This is a genomic window from Rhizobium sp. FG113 (genome assembly GCF_057809895.1).
This window is the reverse complement of the sequence record NZ_JBMDKV010000022.1, coordinates 21745-41699: the sequence shown is the minus strand read 5'-3', so window position 1 is coordinate 41699 and position 19955 is coordinate 21745. Positions and strand designations below refer to the sequence as shown.

Sequence of the window (19955 nt, the reverse complement as noted above, 5' to 3'; positions counted from 1 at the left end):
CCTTGGCTTAGAGCGTGACGATCATGATGGTCGTGTCTTCGATGCGGCCGGGCGCGGCGGGGCGCAGAAGCCCGTCATCAATGAGGCACCAGAGGGCCGTGCGGCGGTGGGCCGGGACATCGGCGCCGGCGAAAAGCGCACGGAAGCGGACGGGCCCACGGACGCCCTTCAGCACTTCCAGCGCCGCATGGCATTCTTCCTCGTTGCGGAGGCGACGCGAGAGAAGGATCTCGCGGGCATTGTGGGCCGCATCGTCTGAGGCAAACTTCTCTGTCACGAAGCTTACGTCGTCCAAGAGGCCGTTCATTCCCTGCTGCTTGATGCGCAGCAGAGTGCCGACAAGGTCGGTCTCAATGAGCTTCAAAATGGGCTTGGTGGCGATGCCGATGCGCTTGCCATTCCGAAGGCGGGCACAGACGTCGAAGGTGTGGCTGTGCTCCACGCCATAGTCGTCCTCGTAGAAGCACGTGGGCTGCTGCGCCTGCAACTCGACGATGTTGCGATTGGTCTGAAGGACGAGCAACGCGTTGCGTTCGACCGAACTCTCGAATTCGAGCACGCGGGGAGCGTTGTTGTTCGCCACCAGGGTGCCGCGGTAGTTGAACGGCGACTTCTCCGCCGGAGTGCGGTTGCCGTTTGCAGGCAGAGGCTCCGGATACTCGATTGCTTCCGTGGGCTTGCCATAAGTAGCCGATGCCGGGATGGTGTAGTCGATCTTGTCGCCGAGGCGGACGCGGACCAGGTGGTGCTTGATGAGATGTTCGCGACGCACGAGATGCTCCTTTGGTTTGTCGTGAAAAATCGGCATGGGGGTCCGTTCGGGGTGGCGATGCCACCCGCGCTCGGCAGGTTTGGTTTTCGGTTGATTGGCCCGCTGGGAAGCGGGGTGAAGCCTTTGGGCGGTGGCTACGGCGGTGACCGCCGTAGCCTGTCGTTTACGCCGCGTCGGCGATAAAGGCGTTGGTTACCCGCTCGCAGAAGAAATTACGCCAAGCGGTTTCGGCAGCTTCGTCGAAGCGCCAGGAGTGGTTCTCACCGATCTGCTCGAGGAGAACCTGAAAGACGTGTTCCTCGAAGCCCTTGAGTTTGAGTGCGAGACGTACAAACTCTTCGACGACGGGTTTATCCTCATCGGTCAGGACGACGTCGACCGGAGCAGGCTGGCACACGGCGATCATCTGCTGCTTCTGCTGGCGAATGCGCGCCATCACGCGACTGACACGTTCCGCATATTCCAGCTCGGGATCGAGCAAAGTCGCGAAGTAATCGCTCCCAGGTCCGGCGACCGGCACATCGCCAGTCTCGAGCTCGGGATCTTCGGCATGACGAAGACGCCAATCCTCAAGGAGCTGCATGAATGCGGTCCAGGCAGGCATCTCCAGCGGAGCGACATTCAGCGCTGCAAGCTGATCATTCAGATCGGTAACGTGCAGCGTGGCGCTGGCCCACACCGAACGCTCGTTATCAGTGCATTCTGCCGCGAGCAAGAGCATGTCCTCGAGCACCTGATCGCGCAGTTCCTCGAACCCGTACTTGCGCTGTACGTCGGCGATCTGGAGGGTGTCGCCCAGTATCTCGATGGCGTCCTGAATTGCCTGTATTGCACTGTGGTACTTCATGGTGGTCTCCGTTTATGGGTGAGGCGTTCTAGCCTGGGGAACGTAATGAAAGCGTGTCGCTCACTGAGCAGGGTCCTTGGCAATTTCAGCGCGGAGGAATGCGACGAAGGTTTCCAGCGACACGCAACGGAGCGGAGGTGCATCCATCTCGGCCAGCCGCTGGTTCATGCCTTTGAATTCGTTCGACAACCAGTTCCAGACTTCATGTTTTGATTCAGGGTGCTCACGTGCCATCCGAAGCGCGGCTTCCAGTCCTTCGCGCTCGACTTCAAGATAGCCGAGCTGCTCGCGCAAGCGGCGCTCTTCCTCGAACTGAGCGGCCATCTTCTGGAAAACTGCTTCGATCTTGGGCTTGGTGGTCGGTGCGGATAAGAGCGGATATTTCATGTCTGTCGTCCTTTTTGTGCGGGGTGTGGTCAGTGGCGATTGATTCCGAGCGCTGCCGCAGCGGTCGATACGAATTCGAAGGTGTCCATCTTGCGGCGCTGTCCGAGGCGCATGTACCGGACGAAATCAGCCGGCATCGACTTCACGATGCGACGGAAAGTCGTCAGCGACGGCTTGCGGACAGGGTGCGTGTTACGAGCCGCGTCCTCATCGACGAGTTCACACAGGATCCGGTAGACCTGGGCGATGCTCGGTCGGGCCGCGTCGGCGTATGCAAGTGCCACGATGCGGTAGAGGTCGATCTCGTTCCACGCGAAGTAGTACTGATGGCGGCGCGCCCAATGCTGGAGTTCGGGGAGAAAGAGGTCCGGGATGCGGTTCCGGACTAAAAGGCGTGCGTCGTCGTTCTTCTGCAGCATTGCGCAGTTCCTTCAAGTTCGTGTCTTTGCGGAGAGGCCAGCGCGATTTCGTCGGCTCGAGGTGAGACTGACGGCAGCCGCTGGACGGAGCGGACCCACAGAGGTCCAATCCGACTGCCGACCATAGTGATCGGCACCCTCAAGCCTCGTGCGAGGCCATCGGTCGGATGCGTTCCGGCGAGACCGGAAAAGTCTTGGCGAAGCTGGACTTCGACAAGGCCCCGTGCCGTCACCTAGGGCGACGACACGACAACATCATTGTCGCGTGCTGCGGATATGCTGGAGGGGATCTTTCGGAGACTGTGACATGCTATTCCTCAATTCTTCAAAGCCGAAAATCGTCTTGCTGAGGGAAGGGGTGGCCTGCTAGAGGTCACCGAAGTCGCATCGATGCCTTAGTTGGCTTGTTGGCCCTTCCGAGCCGTTTGTGTCGATGTGACTTGTTGCATGTCGCTTAGTTCCTGTTTCCGTGTCCCATTCTTGGGATGAGCAAATCCAACACCATCCCGATTTGGATTGCAACAGGTATAGGCTCGAATTTTTCGAGTTTTTAGCAAGCGGATTTTAGAAAAAGCTAAAGTTTTCAGGCTTTTAATATTTTGTTAAACTTAACGATTCACTTGGAAATATGGTTAATACTACAGTGAAACATGCTTTTTCAGTGAATATTAACTAGCAAGGTCCCGGGGTTTTCGTCGAGCCTGGCCATGATTTGTAAAGTTGGTCCCGCTTTGGCACGTACCAAAATCTAGGCAGATGAAGGCCAAGATAGAGAGTCGATCGACGGTCTGGGGTGGCTATTTTTTTCGACCAAGAGACATTTTTTTGGTGGAGAGGTTCAAAATATCGTCTTCGGACGCCGGACCGCGTGTGGCGGGCGTCCCGTTCTCGAACGCGGCACCGCAAAATTTGACGGACGCCGACCCATCCTTTTTTGGTTTTGAGCAGCAGGTAAGCCCTTGCGGTCATCTAAATACGAGGCAGTTGGTCGCGTCCTCCTCTTCCGCAAAATCCCATGAGCGTAACGGCTCGACAAACCACCTCCGCTTCACCGGCTCGTAGAGGCCGGGTAGGGGGAACTCCGAATGTATCGTCATGAAGTCCTGTATGTCGCGCGTGACAATTGGCATCTCGTACCGGATGGAGATTGCAGCGATCGCCGGGTCGCACCCGAAGCGGAGGTCGTCGTCGGAGTTTCCCGATGCCCAAAAGCGCCGGAACCGCGGCACGGTCGCCATGCGTGCGACCAATCGGGAGGCTGTTGAGTCGAGTTGCGCGATGTGGACGTTGGTCCCAAGCATTTTGTCCAGCCAGGAAAGAAGTGGCCTAGCCCGATCGGGGTTGATCTGGCTGAGCATGAACCCTCCGCGCTCCAGTTCGAAGATAGCCGGCGCCGGAATAGCAACTACATGATCGGGGAGGGATGCCAGGAAGCTCCGGACTTCCTTAACCGGGTTTGGCCCCCTGGCGTCGCTTAAGACACTCGTATCCAACAAGAGGTGCATGCCCGTTTCCCCAGCAACCATGGAGTATCGTTCCGGAAGAGGGTTGACGAAGGATTAACGGGTCTAGCAGCATCTTATTAGATGCGGTATCGTGTGGTTGCATGAAAGGATTCGAATTTGATGCCTCGCAAAGCCAAAGAGTGGACGGTTCAGGAAGCGGGACTCGACATCAAGGAGTTGCTTGAGGCTGTCCGCTCGAATGGACCACAGAAGATCGTAGACCCTGTCAGGGGCGTCTTTCTTGTGTCTCAAGTGGAGTCCGGTCAGAAGCCGAGCATCATCGACTTTCTCGTAAGCGGCAACATCGACGAGTAAGCGAACTCGCGTGGTGCCGCCTGGATACTCGCATCCTCAGATGTCGTATCCCTCCATCTTCCAAGTACATGCCTCGGCTACCGGCTATCTTCGAAGGACTGGATTCAGCTTGGTCGGGCTGGAGAGCGAAGCCATCAACTCCTCACCAGGATTTTATTCTAGCCGACTATTGTCGGGCTAGTCGCCCAGAGAGCCATGGAAATCCAAGTACTCGACGGGGACCAAATCTGTGAGCCAGACACTGTTCTCTGCCTGATAGAAGGGCATGCCGAGGTCGAACATTTTTCCTGCGTGGACAGTCAGCACGACCGGACTGCCGTGTCGGCCGCCGACTTTGACCGCTGTATCGCGATCCATCGAGAGATGGACATGCTGCCGCCGCCCCGGGATCAGGCCTTGCTCCCGAATCGACGCAACAAATCCGGCTGCCGTACCATGATAGAGTAGCGCCGGCGGCTTGGAAGGCTGCAGTCCGAGGTCGATCTGGATAGAATGACCCTGTGCAGCACGGATCGACTGTCCGTCTTCGGAAACCGTGAACCGCTTTTTGTCGTTTGTCTTTACGACTGCATCAAGTGTCGGGCGGTCGAAGTCGGGGTATCCTGCTCCACGGATCCGCTTGATTAGCGGCTCGATCGCGGTCCAGCCATTGGCATCCAGCGTCAGGCCTAGTCTGCCCGGATCGTGGCGTAGGACTAAGCTCAGCAACTTGCTTATTTCTTTGGACATGTTGAACCCGATCCTCTTGTGGAAGCGCGCTTCTAGCATCACGAGCTATGCATAGCCAAGTGTTGGTCGCTCCATGCAGCCCGCACGTGGTCCGGTGTTTTCAGGGATGCGTTTGTTGCGGCCGCACATGCTGCAGGCATGCAAGTGCGAAGAAGACGGCTGACAAAGGAAGCCCCGCCGGAGCGGGGCAGGTAGAGAGGAGGTCTCAATCCAAGGAAGGATAAGCCAACTTACCAACCAGCTTCGCTCAGGCAATCGTTATTTAGCGTTCTCTGAAGTAATCCCCAGATGACTTATCGAAAGCGTTCGAAGCCACGGCTGTGGTCCTTGCGAAACACGTATAACGACGGCGTATCGGGTCGAGGAAGCCGTTGGTAGATGGCACCAGAGCAATTTCTTAATTTTCCGTTGACGACCTCAATTCTGTTCACTATATGTTCTCGCATGAAGCTAGATCACCGACAACACCAACAACGCTGATGTGAACGTCGCCCGCCGGCGGCACGACCTCCGTTGTTATAGGTGTTGTCATGAGTTCAGAACGCTTCGAGTCAGGCGCCAGCGATGAAACACGCGCCGAAAAGATCACCCATCCCCCAAGAGCTACTGTCTTCTGCAGCGGCACGCCAGTGTTCCGGTCGCGCGCAGCTCGTGATCTGGGTTGCCTTCTGGATGTTGATCCCGATGTAGAGGGATGGGAATGCCAGGCCGTGCGGCTACGAGTCAACGATCGTTGGCACGCCCCCGACTTCCTCATCACCTACCTCGGCGGGGTGAAGTGGCTGCTCGATGCCAGCGAGGAGGAGGGTGATCGCGCAATCACCGAGGCGGCGATCCGAGAAGGTCACCGGCATCGGTTCATTCCGCGCGAGGAAAGGGAAAGCGGATTCCGGCTCCGGAACGCTCGCGACCTGCTCCGGTACGGCAACTATCGATGCCCTCTCGGTGATCGCATCCGGATAATTGCCACCCTCGACGAAGTCGGTTCGCTCTCTGTCGCGGAAGCCCTCGGCATCTTCAGAGAAGTATCCCCGATGGCAGGCCTCGCTTCTCTGATTCTCCAACGAATGCTGGCGATAGAGCTCGATGATGCTCTCATAAATCCCGACACCATCGTTCGTCGTTTCTAGGAGATTCCGATGCGAAGCATTCCGCTGAGCGAGCGCGCTTCAACGCTCGAAGTGCATACCTATGCCTGCGCAGTCCGCACCGCACTTCGCCGCGGCAGGATATTCCTGGGCCCCAACCGTCTGCTGGGATTGAGGCTGCCAGGCGGGGCATGGATCGACGCGTATAGGGATGCCACCGAAACGATCCTGAAGTCGGCCGGGCTGGAACGGTACGTTATCACGATCCTGCCAGCCGCCCCCAAGCCCGGCGAGGCAGATGCCACTGATGCAATCTACTACACCACATTCAAGGCCGCCGTAGTCATTCTGATTCAGGATGGGGCGACAGTTCCTATCGAGTTGGAGGTCGGCCTCGACGATATCATCGATGTTGCAGATATCCATCCGAGGCATCTGGTTGCAGCGGCCAAATCCTCGGTCGCTCTGGACATGCCGCTCGATATTGCCAGGAAGCTCGCCGTCTATCCCGCGCGCACATTGTTTCTGGCGCTGCGGCCGGGGCGTTCGCTGGATGTCGTTCTCGAGAAGCTGGAAGCGACCAAGGAGGTGAGGTTTGAAAAGCCGAAGCCTTGGAAGCCGCGTCTGGAGGATCTCGAAGGTTATGGAGAGGCCAAGCGGTGGGGACTCGATCTGGCCGTCGATCTAAATGACTGGCGCCAGAACAAGATCACATGGGAAGATGTGTCGTCCGGCCTGTTGCTGAGCGGTCCGCCCGGCACCGGAAAGACCATGTTCGCGGCGGCGCTCGCTCGGTCGTGTGGCGTCAACTTCATCGCAACCTCGAGCGCACAGTGGCAGAGTAAAGGGCATCTCGGCGATATGCTCAAGGCCATGAGGAGATCGTTCCGCGAAGCCGAAATGATGGGGCCGACCATCCTGCTCATCGACGAGATCGACTCCATCGGCGATAGGTCAGCGTTTACCGGGCAGAACATTGACTACAACATTGAAGTCGTGAACGCGCTGCTCGAGTTACTCGACGGTTCCGAGGGCAGAACAGGCGTCGTCGTGATTGGCGCAACGAATTTCCCTGGAAAAGTCGATCCCGCGCTCCGGCGGCCGGGTCGCTTGGACCGGCATTATGAGCTGGAACTTCCAGATATCGATACGAGAGCACAGATTGTCGGACTCCATCTCGGTGCTCACGACATCAGCGCCGACGACATTCGGGCAATTGCAATGGCGACTATCGGACGCTCTGGGGCGGACTTGAAGCAGTATGTCGCCGATGCGAAACGTCAGGCTAGGAGACAGAGTAGAGCAATCGCATCTGCGGACATCCTTGCGCTCATTCCCCCCATCAAGCCACTCGACCGCGATGAGCGTCGGATCGCATGCGTTCATGAGGCCGGGCACGCTGTTGTAGGCCTCGCGTTGTCAGTAGCCGACATTAATCTGGTGGCAGTCGCCAAACAGAAGGTGGCAGGGCAGGCGATGCAGGGCTACGTGCAGTGGAACATTCCATCTCCTTCGTTTCGCAATCGACAGAGCTACTTCAACAAGATTGCCATGCTACTTGGGGGAATTGCTGCGGAGAGAATGGTCTTCGGCGAGCACTCTGATGGAGCTGGTGGTTTCGTCGGCTCCGATCTGCAGATCGCGACCGATCTGGCAACACTCATCGTTGCAGCCTTCGGGATGGGAGACACCATGGCGTACACACACGCACCGACGCCGGAACTCCTGCAGAGGGCCAGGGAGAACGATCCGGGCGTGCGTCACCAAGTTGAACGGGTGTTGTCTGAACAGCTTGCAAGAGCAGTCGATCTCGTCGAGACCAATCGAGCAGGCTTAGAGCGACTGGTCGCGATCCTAGACCAACATGAGGTCGTTTCCGGCGACGAAGTTCGTGCGGCCCTTGTCCACAATCAGACTTGCAACTGAGGAATTGCGTAGGAGCTCCCGATTTTCATCAAGCTCCTCTGCCGAGGTGATCGGCGCGTAGACGCTCCCGCTCCCTTTCCAGGTATTCAGAAAGATGTCCGAGATAGTCGCTATGGCCAGCGAGTTTTTCCATCTCCAACCGCATTGTCCGAAGCTGCATGACTCCGAACTTGGCTTCATTTCGTCCCTGAGCGTCACCGTCCCTTTTTGCAGCTTCCCTGACATTCTTGGTAAGGATAACGAGTGCGTCTCCTCCGGGGATCCGCCTCACGACCCAATGTGCCAGGCTATGACGATGAAGGCGATGCATTTCCAAAGTGTTTGCAGCTTTCACAATGCCTTCGGAGACGTTCGAATTTCCGGTCCAGGCGTCGGCACCGATTTTCAAGTGCGTCAGGACGTCTGCGTCGTTCAACATTCCCGCGAAATCTTGGATGTCCCCGAGATTGATCGCGCGAAGCGCATTCACGGTAGCGCGGGCATTCAAGTCCGCAGCGCAATAAATTTGAATGAATTTGCCAATGAACGCGAAGTCGGCCTCAGTGGGGATCTCGGTTTTTTTGACCCATTCTGCATCTTCCTGTAGCCCTGCGGTGAACTCCCGAAGATCAGCAAGCTGCTCGTCGAACGACTTGGTGCCAACGATTTCCGTGGAAGCCTTGCGGAACAGCCGTGCCCAAGAATTTTTGATCCCGTCCAGATATAATGAGAGCTTTCGTTTCAAAGGTTCGAACCCTTAGAAGGACCTAAAAATGATTATAGGCAACGCCAGTTAATTGCTGGCGCAGTTGGCTGTACTGTACGGGAGCGCATCATACCATTTCCGGAATGCATTCAGATCTCTCAGGGGAGAGCTCTGGCAACAACGGAGGTGCCGATATTTCGACGCGGGGGGCAGTCGTAACCTCACAGGCCAGCAAGGGAGTTCGCATCATCACATCGATATCGAAGTCGACATCCTCAAGCGCAGTATATAGCGCTAGCCCGACCGCCTGCGCCGCGCGGGGTGGAAACGCATTCGCGATCTGCTGATCACGTGCGCCCAATGCGCCTTCGAACACCCATTCATCCGGAAAGCCCTGAATCCTTGCCCGCATGCGTTCCGTCAGCCCCGGCATGAATCCTGGCATCGCCGCCTCCGCCGCCGTCGGAGCCTTTTCCGGCCTCCGGCCCGCGTCGATTTCGATTGTCTTCCAACCATTGGCGAAGTTCTTCGGCGCGTTGCTCCGGTATCCAACTAGCGTCGGCGCGACGACCCCGCGATCAATGAGTCCGTCCCGCAACGTGTTCGTCGATCGACGCCGTGCCGCCCATGCCTCCGCTCCGTCCCAGCCGTTTGCCCGCATCAGGTCGAGGAGGGCATCGCCGATATTCAGCCTGAAATCCGGGGAATGGTCCGGAAGCCTGAACGTCCTAGCGCTCAGGCCCTTGCGGATGCCGACAACGATGATCCGTTCTCGCCTCTGCGGGACGCCCCAATCCTGCGCATCAAGCTTTACGATCTGAATATCGTAACCCGCGCGGCCGAATAGCCGGATCAAGATGTTGCGATAGCGTGCATGCGTCACCTGAGCGAATCCGGAGACGTTCTCAAAGGCGAACATCCTCGGCTGCATCTCGCGAACAGCACGTACACCGGACAGGAACAGCTCGCGGTCGTCGTCCTCGCCCTTTCGAGCCCCGAGGATCGAGTACGGCTGGCATGGAAGACCTCCGACGACAACGTCCACTCCTTCGAATCGGGTAAAGTTTAACTTGCGGATATCGGCCTCGATCACGTTTAGACCAGGCATGTTGCCGCGTAGTGTGGCGGCTGCTTTCGGATTCATCTCGACGGCTGCCAGATGGTCAAATCCGGCCGCGTGCATCCCGATGAGCATGCCGCCGGCACCCGCGCAGAGTTCGACGGCGGTCAGGCGGCGCGGCGCGGAGGTTGCAAGCTTTTCATTGCGCTTGCGCGGTCGTGTATGAATCGGAAGACGACCGACCGGGCTGGACAACACAGAAAGCGCGATGACCATCTCGTGCCGCTCCCGGTCGGTCTCTTCTCCAAAGGCCGTGTAACCTCGGCCAAACTCGCCGCTAGTGATGTGCTGTAGCGCATGGCGGGCGCGTCCAAGACGACGTGCTGGATCGTCTTCATCCAGGTGTGCCCACTCGGCGGCGGTGAGTTGCTCGCTTCCAAACAGCCCATCGAACTCCGCGAGAATTTCTCCCGCAGTCTTCATGCGAACGCGCTTCAGGCGGTCGTAGTCTTCGACGCTTCGTTCAGGATGCAGGTCATAGAGACCTCTCATCAGTGTGGCGACGCGATCATCAAGCGCTCCGACGGCAACCATTGCCTTCACCGACACCGCACGGGCAACCATCTTCGAGCGCTTTGCCTCCCACTGGGCAAACAGGGTAGTGCGATCCAGGCGAAGGCGCTTGCGGATGTTGGAGATATCGACCGACGTGACAACGGTGCCGGCAGCAATCGTCGCAAGCGCGATGTCGCGCGTTTCGGCACTGGCCGTCGCGAGCGAGCGCATCGATGAAAGCGACAAGCGTTTGCGGGCGCTCTTCGGAAGTCGCGCGTCGAGCTTTGAGCGAAGTCCAGCATAGAATTTGATGTCAGCAGGGGTGAGCCCGCACTCGACGCGGAGCTGCTCTTTCACTTCCTTGAGAGGTACTGCTTTCTCAAGGTCTGCGAAAGCATCGGACATCCGCATTGCCAGCGCGATCATGTCTCGCTGCAGAGACATTATCTTAGTTTTCGCTGCGCCGTATGCTTCCGGATCCATTTCTACCATCCCGTTTTCCATGTCGTTTGTCCCATATCGACACGGCTGTTAAAGCCCGGGGAAAGGATTCAATAAAATCCGATCGATTGATGATTTAAGGATTCCTCGGTCTTAACGTCATCGAAACTGCCGCTGATCGATATCGCTGGCACGAAGCAAACTGGGGAACCAAATGAGTCATTCGTCTCCACCGTTGGAAGGCGTCGTTGTGATCATCATCGACGCACCCGAGGCCGCCAAGCACATCGAAAAAGCCTTCGGAAATGTCGGGGCGACAACCTTCGTCGCCGGAGACTATGATGAATGTCGGGCGCTACTGCAGCGGATCTCGCCGCACTTCGCCATCGTCGATCCGTCCATCTCTGAGGGCGGGTCCCAAACCATGGCATGGGCCCTGTTCAGCCACCCACAGTGCAGGACGGTCATATACTCTTCGAATGTCCACGGTCTGACTGGCGTCACGTACAAATGGCTGATCAACAAGTCGCGCCCGGTTTCAGATGTCGTCGATGTCGTTGCGGGAGCCCTCAATGATCCGGCATGGATTGCGAAGGGCGGAGATGATGTGAAACCAGTTCGCTGAAGGTAGGCGGCGCGACAGCTGGCAGAGACACCATCTTGCCCTTACCGTTTGCCCGGAGTACAAACGGCCCAGGAAATCGCGATAACCGGGTCGATCGACGGGTCGGACGGCCGCGAAAGAGCCAAGGACGGCGGGACATGCGCGAAATACCGCACCTCCCGCCGTTTCGATTCTCATCTCGTTCGTCAATCCTTGAATTAGCCGGCGCCCGAGCCCATCTACCGTCTACCACCCAAATCAAGGCCGGCGGCCACGACATGATTGTCGTAGGATACCGTTGTCATGGGGTGACAAGGGCGCTCCCCGATGACCGGGTCGAGCGCCCTTGTGTTTTTGTGATCTCCATTCAGCGTCGGTCGTACGAGGGCATATCTGCCCAGCAACTTAGACGAATACGCGACGCCGTTCTTTTGGAGAGCGCTGAGGGCGATCCGCAGGGTCTGGGTCTCGGTCACGGGGCTAGTGAGCCAAAGACGCGTCTTGAGTTCTCAGGCTCGATCAAGCCTTTCGGAGTGTGGCTCCACGTCAGCAAAGCGCGACATCAATCTCGCTTGGCCAGAACGCGGCCTGACCGCTTCCGCCAAGCGCGCATGTTTGCACAGTTGAGTGAGTCAATGGGGGAGCCTGAACAGGTGCCTTATCTTGGCCGCCAACGAGACCGGATGAGCCTCCGGGCCAGCGCCACCGGCGGCTCTCAGGTGCTCTTCGGTCTCGACGCGCTTCGCCAGGAGCTGGCTCAGTTCCTCTACGAGGGCTGGACGCTCGTGCATCACGCTCGCGAGGTGGTCCTTCGAGATCTCGTAAACGACGACGAAGGTGAGGGCGCGCATCGTGGCGGGCTCCGGCGCCCCCATGAGAACGCCACGCTCTCCGAACAGATCGCCGGGGGCTAGTCTGCTCAACTCCTCGCGGCGCCCTCCATCCTCGTCATCGAGCTCGACCGACACGACCCCGCTGCGTACGATCATGAGGGAAGTCATCGAGGCGTTCTGCTGCGCGATCACGACGCCCTTCTTGAAAGTGCACCGCTTCATGCTGTTTGCGACGGTCTCCATCTCGTCTTCGGTCAGGGCCGAAAACAGCTGGATTGATGTCAGCAGGCGCCATGGCGTTCCGGGGTGTTTCGAGGCCTCCACGGGTGCCGCGTCCATTATGGTGTTTGCTGTTGTCGAGAGTTGAATACCCGCCGCCTTGGCATGGCGATAGACGAGGTCGAATATCTCGTTCTTGGCAATCCCAGTCTGGCCAAGGCTCGATACCTTGAAGGACAGCTCGATTTCGACCGCTGAGCCGTCGAGACCCGTCACAGACACGGATGGCGGCGGAGTTTTCAGGATCGAATTCGCGCTGAGGAGCACGGTTCTCATGGTTTCCTCAATCGCTGCCGGCGTTCGTGTTGGAAGTGCCCTGATAACCACCTTGGAGCCGTGAACAGAGTCGTTGCCAGTGAGGTTGGTCAGCGTGGCTTTCGCGAGGGTGCTATTGGGAACGATCACCAGATCGTTGGTATCGCTCAGAAGATGGGTTGACCGCCAGTTCGTCTCGACTACCTGTCCACGGACCCCACCCTCGATCTCGATCCAATCGCCGACGGAATACGGCCGTCCAAGGTTGAGCGCGATACCTGAGAAGACGTCGTTAAGCGTGCTCTGGAGTGCGAGGCCAAGCACGATTGCGAAAACTCCGGACGTCGCGATCAGAGTGCGGACGGGGAGATCGAATACAAAGGCGATTATGGAGAGCGCGGCTCCGAGATAGATGAATGCCACCAGCAGGTCCTGGATCAGCCGTCCCTCTCGAGGCTTGCGCTCGAAGATGAGGTAGACGCGGACCGAACTGGCGAGAACCATTGCTCCACCAGCCCACCATGTTGCCTTGGCCACGCCGATGAACATCCTATGCGTCAGATCATCGTCCACAACCCCTGCCGTCCAGGGAGCGACGTCGTTGCCCACAAGGAGAATGGTGAGGATCACGAAGAACGCAATGTGGATTAGAAACCGATGTGTCGGGCGCCCGGGAACGATAGTTTTCGCGAAGAGCAGGACGAGGACAAGCGTTACAAATTGGGTAATCGGATCGAGTGCAAGGCTGAGGACGTTGTCCATCAAAGTCATATCGGCGCGGCCTGTTGGATGATGGCCTAATTGACAGCCCAAAGGCATCCTTCGTCAAGAAGGCACATGGTAGACGCTCGCTGAACACTGCAGCCGTCAGATGGTCGAACGTGACTGCGTGGCATCAACCGACTGGCAGTCACCAACTCGTAACAACGCCACTAAATACGGGTCAGCGAGCCGAGACGTCGGCAACGTCGACGCAGCCCGCTGCCTCAATGTCGAAGGCTCGATGATCGACTGGACGGAAACAGGCGGTCCCCAGTGAATCCGACCCCAGGCAGGACAGACTACGAGGCGCGCCTCCTGATCAGTTCGCTCCGTCCGAGCGATAGGCCCCGTGAAAGTCAATTTCGTGCTTTCCGCGCGGCCGACGGGCGTCAACCTTAACCGAGCCAACGCGATCAACAATCCTCCGAGTTACTTTCGAAAAGTTCAAACTGATCCTGAAAAGTTCGCGATCGATAGCGGCGATCAGATGCTGTTTATTGATAGAAGAGGGTAACCGCGAACGGAAGGAATAGACATTGAATTACTTTTCAAAAATTGATCCCGCTGCAGAGCTTCTCGCCAACGTCTCGCTGCCGTTCGAGCAAGCTCGCGCCATGCCAAAGAGTGTCTACACCTCTCCCGAGTTCATGCAGCTCGAGCTCGACAACATCTTCGCGAAAGAATGGATCTGCGCTGGCAGATCGTCGTCGGTGTCCAAGCCGGGGGACTATGTCACCCTCATGATCGCAGGGACACCAGTTGTTGTTATCCGCGATCGACAAGGCGAACTCAGGGCGATGTCCAACGTTTGCTTGCACCGCATGTCCACGCTGCTGGAAGGATCCGGCAACGTCAAAGCGATCGTTTGTCCTTACCACGCTTGGACCTACAACCTGACAGGTGAACTGCGCGGTGCCGCGGGTATGGGGCTCAACACTGGCTTCTGCAAAGAAGACTACAAGCTTCCGCAGTTCCGGTGCGAAGATTGGCTGGGTTGGATCATGATCACTCTCAATCCGGACATCGCGTCACCTTCCGAACGGCTCGCAGACGTTGCCCGACTGGTGGGGCACTATGGGATGGAGAACTATGTAGAGAGCTTCCGAGAGACCCATGTCTGGAACACCAATTGGAAGGTTCTGGCTGAAAACTTCATGGAGAGCTACCATTTGCCGATGTGCCATCGCGAGACTATCGGTGGTCAGGTGTCACTCGAAGAGATGGATTGCCCTGAAGGTTATCCCACGTTCAATTACCACTGGGCGCTCAAGAGCGATGACCAATACCTCGCTCTCGCGCACCCCAACAACAAGCGCCTTTCAGGGGATGATCGTCGACGCACCTATTTGCTGTCGATTTATCCCGGCCTCTTCATATCACTTTCGCCCGGTTACTTTTGGTATCTGGCGCTTCACCCTCGCGCCCCTGGCGAGGTCGATATGATCTATGGCGGCGGCTTGTCTCCGGAATTTCTCGAAGACGAGGATTCCTCCAAGCATTTTGAGGCTCTGAAGGAGCTTCTCGACCACGTGAATGTTGAAGACAAGGGTTGCACGGAGAAGGTATATCGAGGACTTATCGGGTCAAAATCCGAGCCGGGCCACTTGTCTCACCTTGAACGACCTAATTATGAGTTCGCCCAATATCTGGCGGCGATGATCAAGTGAATAAAAGGCCGAGGCTTCAAGCCTCGGCCTTTTCGGTTGCTGACAGAGCGCTGTGATTTACTTCCGACAAAATCTGCGGGATCAAGGTCTGCGCAGCTGTCGACATATCAAGCTTGCTCGAGACCACGAGTGAATGGTGCGAGACTTGCTCCATCTCCGGTGCATTGATTTGCCAAAGCTCACCGTTTTGGACCCAGCTCTCGGCCAGGTGGTCTGGCAGCAACCCGATATATTGCCCTGTCAGCAAGAGAGTAAGCATTGCTTCCATGTTGTTGGCGGTCGCACGTATGTCCATACCCATGAAGCGCTCTTCGTCAGCACGGCCGTGATGACTGCGGAGTATGAATGGGAACGTGGCCAGAGCTTTGCCAACCGCGTCGGTTCTTCCGAAGAGGGGATGGCTTGCCCCACAGTAGAGCTTATGCCGTTCGACCATCAGCCGATGAAAATCCAAGCCTGCGATCGGGCGGACGAATGGGCTTATCGCCGCATGCAGTTCGTTTGCGAGCACTCGCCTTTCCAGTTCCGAGCGGTCTCCAACAGTTAGCTGCAGCTCGACATCGTTATCTAGCTTGTTGAACTTCTGCAGTGCTCTCACGAGCGGAGACTGTGGGTGGGAGACTAGAGAGTCGACGACGCCCAGGCGGACTTTGCCAGTCAGGCGCTTTCGCAGAGTGATGATGCTGTCGAAATGATCGTCCAGGGAGTTCAGCATCCGCTTCGCGTGATCGTAGACCAGATATCCACGGTCGGTGAGAGTGAACCCGCTCCGTCCTCGGTGGCATAGGGTGAAGCCGATCCGTTTCTCGAGCTCAGTCATGTGGACGCTTATGGTTGAGGTAGATGTGTCCAGAACCGTCTGTGCGGCGGCAAAACCGCCTGCCTCGACGACAGCCTTAAACACACGCAAAAGCCGAATATCAACATCAGCGATCCGCGCCATGCAATCCTCCGTCACTTTCGAATTTGTCAAACTGAGATGACATACAATTGCGATTTGTAAAAGCGATTTGTTCGGCGATTTTCAAGCCCGACCGCAACACAGCGCAAACGACGAGGGTACTAATGGCTTCCCTGCTTCTTTCCGGAGGAAGAGTCTTGGATCTCGAGGGAGATGTACATCACCCTGCCGTCCAAGATGTTCTTATCGAAGATGGTTTGATCGTTGCCATGGGCCATGAAGTATCGGAACGAGCTTCTCTCGTCGCGGACGTGCAACGCATCGAAGCCAGTGACAAGCTGTTGATACCGGGTCTCATCAACGCTCACTACCATTCGCACGATGTATTGCTTCGTGGCCGCTTCGAGCAGATGCCCTTGGACGTCTGGGGCCTGTTCAGTTCGCCGACAAACTATAGCCATCCGGCGTCTGGCGACGTGTCAGTCAGAACACTTTTGGGTGCCGCTGACTGCCTGGTGAACGGCGTGACCACCATGCAGGACATGGTGACGGTGACGAATGCCGATGTTGACCACGTCGAAGCGATCGTCAACGCCTACGATCGGTCGGGGGTTCGTGTCTCTCTCGCGCTTCAGATCTCAGATCGCGCACCTGTCGATACCGTCGCGTTTTGGAGCGAGCTGCCAGAGGAAGTCCGATCAAACCTCTCCAACTCTCCGAGAGGCGTCTCTGAACTCCAGCGTCTGATCGAGGGTTCGGTCGATGAGTTTCATCGGAGCCGTCTCACGTGGGCACTTGCACCCTCGGCGCCGCAAAGAAGCAGTGAGGCGCTGCTGTCCTGGGTGGCGCAGGTTTCGGCAGAGAGAGGGCTGCGCGTCTTCACGCACATGTATGAGGCTAGGAACCAGGCTGTGCTTGCGCGTCTGGCTTACGGAGGCTCCTATCTTGACTACCTCGCCAAGGTGGGGCTGCTCAACAAGAACCTGACGATCGCGCACGGGGTGTGGATCGACGCCGACGAACTTGTCAGGTTCGGGAGCGCGGGCGCCAGCTTCGTGTTCAATCCGGTAAGCAATCTCAAGCTCCTCAATGGTTTTGCTCCTATCAGGGAGTACGCGGACGCTGGTGCGAACATCGCGTTGGGTTGCGACAACTGCAGCGGAAATGACGCGCAGAGCATTCTGCAATCAATGAAGATGTTCGCCCTTTACTGGGCAATGCAATCGCCGGCCGGCGAAGAAGGCGCAGCTAGGGAAGCCTTCAAGGCAGCAACACTTGGTGGAGCGCGGGCCTTAGGTCTCGAAGGCCAAGTAGGAAGGATTGCAGTCGGCTACCGTGCAGACATCGTGATGCTGGACCTGAACGCTTCGACCTACCGTCCGCTCAACAGCGCGCTGAACCAGCTTGTCTACGGAGAGACGGGCCAATCGATTACCACGGTTCTGGTCGATGGGAAGGTAGTAGTCGACGCTGGCGAGCTAGTCCATCACCCGTCGCGCCAGCTCAAGGCCGCTGCAGAGGATGTTCTAACCAGATCGCTTCCGGAATGGGAGCAGGTTGCAGCTCGTAACCGCCAGGTCATACCACACCTCCTTTCCTCGTTTGAGAAGGCGCAGGCACATCCCCTTTCGATCGATCGCTACCGTCTGCAACTGAACTGTTCATGCCACTAGGCGGTCCTGACAACTCTGACCGCTTTTTGCGGCAGGCTTTGAAATTACAAGAAAAGGAATGAGATGCGGTTCGCTATAATCGGATGTGGAAGTATGGGGCTCCGCCATTCGGTAGCCCTGGCCGAGCTGAAAAAGGGCGGCGTGAATGACTTCGAGCTGGTCGCTGTCTGTGACAGCAACGAGCAACGGGCAACCGAGCTCGCACGATACTCGATGGAGCTGGGACATCGATCGGTCGTTCCGAACGTCAGCTACGAAAGGATCCTTGAAGATCCTACGATCGACGCGATCTCGGTCGTGCTGCCCACCTGGCTCCATCACATTGTAGGGTCAGAGGCGCTGCTTGCGGGAAAGCACACCATTATCGAGAAGCCCTTGGCGATTTCATCGGCAGCCTCGGCGATGCTCCGTAAGGCCGCGGAGCGCTCTAAGCGCGTTCTCGCGGTGTCGGAGAACTATCGAAGGATCCCTTCGAACCGCGCTTTCGGGTCTCTGGTGAAACAAGGCAAGTTCGGCACGCCACTATCCATGTTCGTGCAGCGGGTTGCATCGCCGGACGAGAGCTACAAGGTCGGCGATCGGTTGGTTCGTGGCGCCAGCTGGTACCGAGAGCCCTCCAAGGCAGGCTCTTATCACGTCTTCGAACTCGGGGCTCACGAGATCGATCTGCAACAATACTGGTTCGGCCCCATCATCTCGGTCACAGGGGTCGAAAAGGCGGTCGCGGGTGCACACAATCGCACTTTGGTCCAAATGCAGTTTGCATCGGGAATGGTCTCCCAGGTGACTTTCGTGGACTCGACGCCGGCCGTCGAGTTCGATCATCGGAAATTCAATGGATCAGAAGGCTCCGCATTCAGCCGCTGCTGGCATGCGTGGCAGGATGGGGAATTCAAGATCGGGGATAAGGTCGGTCCACTCAACGACATGACGGACACCTACCTCAATGGTCTTGATGATGCAGAGCGAGTGAAGTTCTTCGGCGGCGGAAGCTTTGAGCGCACCACGCTCTCGGTTCCCAGTCGGCCGCTGACGTATGGCGTGGGCTCGGCCTTCGCAGACTTCGGCTCGGCGATCAGGCAAGGCCGAGCTCCTGAGATCGGAATTGATGAAGCGAGCGATGTCGTAAGCGTCGGTGAAGCCATCCTCACTTCGATTGCGGAACAGCGTACGGTCGCTATCGATCGGGCACGGCCCGGTGCCGCCAACTTGGATCAGGAGGTAGGCCATCGTGCAGATGACGCTGAAAAAGCCGTCTGATCCGGTCGTTGTGAACGGCGTCGAGGCCAGAGTTTCGGAGCTCATTTCTTTGACACCTGACGTGTTGCAGGTGGAGCTGACGCCTGTGTTGCCAGGTACTTTTGTTGCGTTTGAGGCTGGTGCCCACCTTGATATCACGCTGAGCGCTGATCTCAAGCGAAGTTACTCTCTCGTCAACAAGCCCGGTGAGACGCACCGATATGTCATTGCAGTGAAGCGTGATGCAGCTAGCCGCGGCGGATCCGCCCACGTCCATGAAAAACTACGGGTCGGCGACACCGTCTTCCTGAGTCAGCCGCGCAATGCTTTTCAACTGCGCACGGAGGCCGAGAACTCGGTGCTCTTCGCCGGAGGAATCGGGATCACTCCGATCTGGTCGATGATCCAAGCGCTCAGCTATCGCGACATGCCTTGGGAGCTTTTCTACGCGTGCCGAAGATCCGTCGACGCCGCCTTTCGGTCCGATTTGGAGCACTTGGCCACAAGCTGTGACGGAGCTGTTCATATCTTTCATAGCGACGATGGCGAACTACTGAATATCGAGGAGACTGTCGGCAGGTACTCTGGCAGAGCCGTGGATTTTTATGCCTGCGGCCCCACGCCGTTCCTAGATGAATTTCGTCGGGTTACGGCAGGGCTTCCGGAGGAACGTGTCCACTTCGAAAGCTTTGGAAAGTTGAAACCGCTCGAAAGCGATCTCTCCGGATCTTTCGAGGTTGTCCTCGCTAGAAGTGGCCAGACGCTTGAGGTCTCTCCGGACACTTCGATCCTGGATACGCTTCTCGATGCGGGGTTCGAAGTGGATTTCGGCTGCCAGTCAGGAATCTGCGGAACGTGTGAGACTGCAGTCCTCGGTGGCACGCCGGACCACCGCGACAAATGCCTTTCCGCCGCCGACAAGGCCTCAGGAAGAAGCATCATGATCTGCTGCTCGAGATCGAAAACCAGCCAGCTGATCCTCGATCTCTAGCGCCCTAATGGACACTGAATGG

At 57.5% G+C, this 19955-nt stretch carries 18 protein-coding genes; 8 read left to right on the top strand and 10 right to left on the bottom strand.

Going from position 1 to position 19955, the window contains the following annotated elements; all coding sequences use genetic code 11:
• Window positions 1–7: 7 nt before the first annotated feature.
• From ACODTZ_RS31350 to ACODTZ_RS31330, 5 genes are all read right to left on the bottom strand, one after another.
• Window positions 8–772, bottom strand: a complete 765-nt coding sequence (locus tag ACODTZ_RS31350) for a hypothetical protein (protein WP_489030609.1) — start codon at window positions 770–772, stop codon at window positions 8–10.
• Between the two features lie 163 nt (window positions 773–935).
• Window positions 936–1619: a hypothetical protein gene (locus ACODTZ_RS31345; RefSeq protein ID WP_489030607.1), complete on the bottom strand. Its 684-nt coding sequence runs from the start codon at window positions 1617–1619 to the stop codon at window positions 936–938.
• A gap of 60 nt (window positions 1620–1679) precedes the next feature.
• Window positions 1680–2006 carry a hypothetical protein gene (locus ACODTZ_RS31340; RefSeq protein ID WP_489030605.1) on the bottom strand — a complete coding sequence of 109 codons (327 nt, stop codon included), beginning with the start codon at window positions 2004–2006 and terminating at the stop codon, window positions 1680–1682.
• A 29-nt stretch (window positions 2007–2035) separates the two neighbouring features.
• Window positions 2036–2425, bottom strand: a complete 390-nt coding sequence (locus ACODTZ_RS31335) for a hypothetical protein (protein WP_112432438.1) — start codon at window positions 2423–2425, stop codon at window positions 2036–2038.
• A 965-nt stretch (window positions 2426–3390) separates the two neighbouring features.
• A complete protein-coding gene (locus ACODTZ_RS31330; protein ID WP_489030603.1) occupies window positions 3391–3930 on the bottom strand; it encodes a type II toxin-antitoxin system VapC family toxin in 540 nt (179 codons plus the stop codon).
• Window positions 3931–4050: 120 nt separating this feature from the next.
• On the opposite strand from ACODTZ_RS31330, the gene ACODTZ_RS31325 reads away from it, so the two are divergent.
• Window positions 4051–4245 (top strand): hypothetical protein, encoded by a 195-nt coding sequence (locus tag ACODTZ_RS31325; RefSeq protein ID WP_489030601.1) that lies wholly within the window; start codon window positions 4051–4053, stop codon window positions 4243–4245.
• 177 nt (window positions 4246–4422) lie between these two features.
• On the opposite strand, the gene ACODTZ_RS31320 is transcribed toward ACODTZ_RS31325, so the two are convergent.
• Complete coding sequence (locus ACODTZ_RS31320; protein WP_489030599.1) at window positions 4423–4974, bottom strand: RNA 2'-phosphotransferase; 552 nt, start codon at window positions 4972–4974, stop codon at window positions 4423–4425.
• A gap of 530 nt (window positions 4975–5504) precedes the next feature.
• On the opposite strand from ACODTZ_RS31320, the gene ACODTZ_RS31315 reads away from it, so the two are divergent.
• Both ACODTZ_RS31315 and ACODTZ_RS31310 read left to right on the top strand, forming a co-directional pair.
• Complete coding sequence (locus ACODTZ_RS31315) at window positions 5505–6104, top strand: hypothetical protein (RefSeq protein ID WP_489030597.1); 600 nt, start codon at window positions 5505–5507, stop codon at window positions 6102–6104.
• A 9-nt stretch (window positions 6105–6113) separates the two neighbouring features.
• Entirely contained in the window at window positions 6114–7988 is a 1875-nt protein-coding gene (locus tag ACODTZ_RS31310; RefSeq protein WP_489030595.1) for an AAA family ATPase, read from the top strand.
• Between the two features lie 28 nt (window positions 7989–8016).
• Here ACODTZ_RS31310 and ACODTZ_RS31305 read toward each other — a convergent pair whose 3' ends face one another.
• On the bottom strand, window positions 8017–8712 hold the full coding sequence (locus ACODTZ_RS31305) for a hypothetical protein (RefSeq protein WP_489030593.1): 696 nt from the start codon (window positions 8710–8712) through the stop codon (window positions 8017–8019).
• A gap of 88 nt (window positions 8713–8800) precedes the next feature.
• On the bottom strand, window positions 8801–10780 hold the full coding sequence (locus ACODTZ_RS31300) for a DNA cytosine methyltransferase (protein WP_489030591.1): 1980 nt from the start codon (window positions 10778–10780) through the stop codon (window positions 8801–8803).
• A gap of 199 nt (window positions 10781–10979) precedes the next feature.
• Between ACODTZ_RS31300 and ACODTZ_RS31295 the strand changes: the two genes are divergently transcribed.
• Window positions 10980–11354 (top strand): hypothetical protein, encoded by a 375-nt coding sequence (locus ACODTZ_RS31295; protein ID WP_489030589.1) that lies wholly within the window; start codon window positions 10980–10982, stop codon window positions 11352–11354.
• Window positions 11355–11965: 611 nt separating this feature from the next.
• Here ACODTZ_RS31295 and ACODTZ_RS31290 read toward each other — a convergent pair.
• On the bottom strand, window positions 11966–13462 hold the full coding sequence (locus tag ACODTZ_RS31290) for a mechanosensitive ion channel family protein (protein ID WP_489030663.1): 1497 nt from the start codon (window positions 13460–13462) through the stop codon (window positions 11966–11968).
• A gap of 536 nt (window positions 13463–13998) precedes the next feature.
• Here ACODTZ_RS31290 and ACODTZ_RS31285 point away from each other — a divergent pair.
• Window positions 13999–15129: an aromatic ring-hydroxylating oxygenase subunit alpha gene (locus tag ACODTZ_RS31285; RefSeq protein WP_489030587.1), complete on the top strand. Its 1131-nt coding sequence runs from the start codon at window positions 13999–14001 to the stop codon at window positions 15127–15129.
• A 16-nt stretch (window positions 15130–15145) separates the two neighbouring features.
• Here the strand turns inward: ACODTZ_RS31285 and ACODTZ_RS31280 are convergent, their stop codons facing one another.
• Window positions 15146–16072: a LysR family transcriptional regulator gene (locus ACODTZ_RS31280; protein ID WP_489030585.1), complete on the bottom strand. Its 927-nt coding sequence runs from the start codon at window positions 16070–16072 to the stop codon at window positions 15146–15148.
• Between the two features lie 122 nt (window positions 16073–16194).
• Between ACODTZ_RS31280 and ACODTZ_RS31275 the strand changes: the two genes are divergently transcribed.
• From ACODTZ_RS31275 to ACODTZ_RS31265, 3 genes are all read left to right on the top strand, one after another.
• Window positions 16195–17703 carry an amidohydrolase family protein gene (locus ACODTZ_RS31275; protein ID WP_489030583.1) on the top strand — a complete coding sequence of 503 codons (1509 nt, stop codon included), beginning with the start codon at window positions 16195–16197 and terminating at the stop codon, window positions 17701–17703.
• Between the two features lie 63 nt (window positions 17704–17766).
• A complete protein-coding gene (locus ACODTZ_RS31270; RefSeq protein ID WP_489030582.1) occupies window positions 17767–18963 on the top strand; it encodes a Gfo/Idh/MocA family protein in 1197 nt (398 codons plus the stop codon).
• The gene (locus ACODTZ_RS31265; RefSeq protein ID WP_489030661.1) at window positions 18941–19933 is read left to right on the top strand and encodes a PDR/VanB family oxidoreductase; all 993 of its coding nucleotides are present in this window, start codon (window positions 18941–18943) and stop codon (window positions 19931–19933) included. Before ACODTZ_RS31270 ends, ACODTZ_RS31265 begins: the two co-directional genes overlap by 23 nt.
• Window positions 19934–19955: the final 22 nt, after the last annotated feature.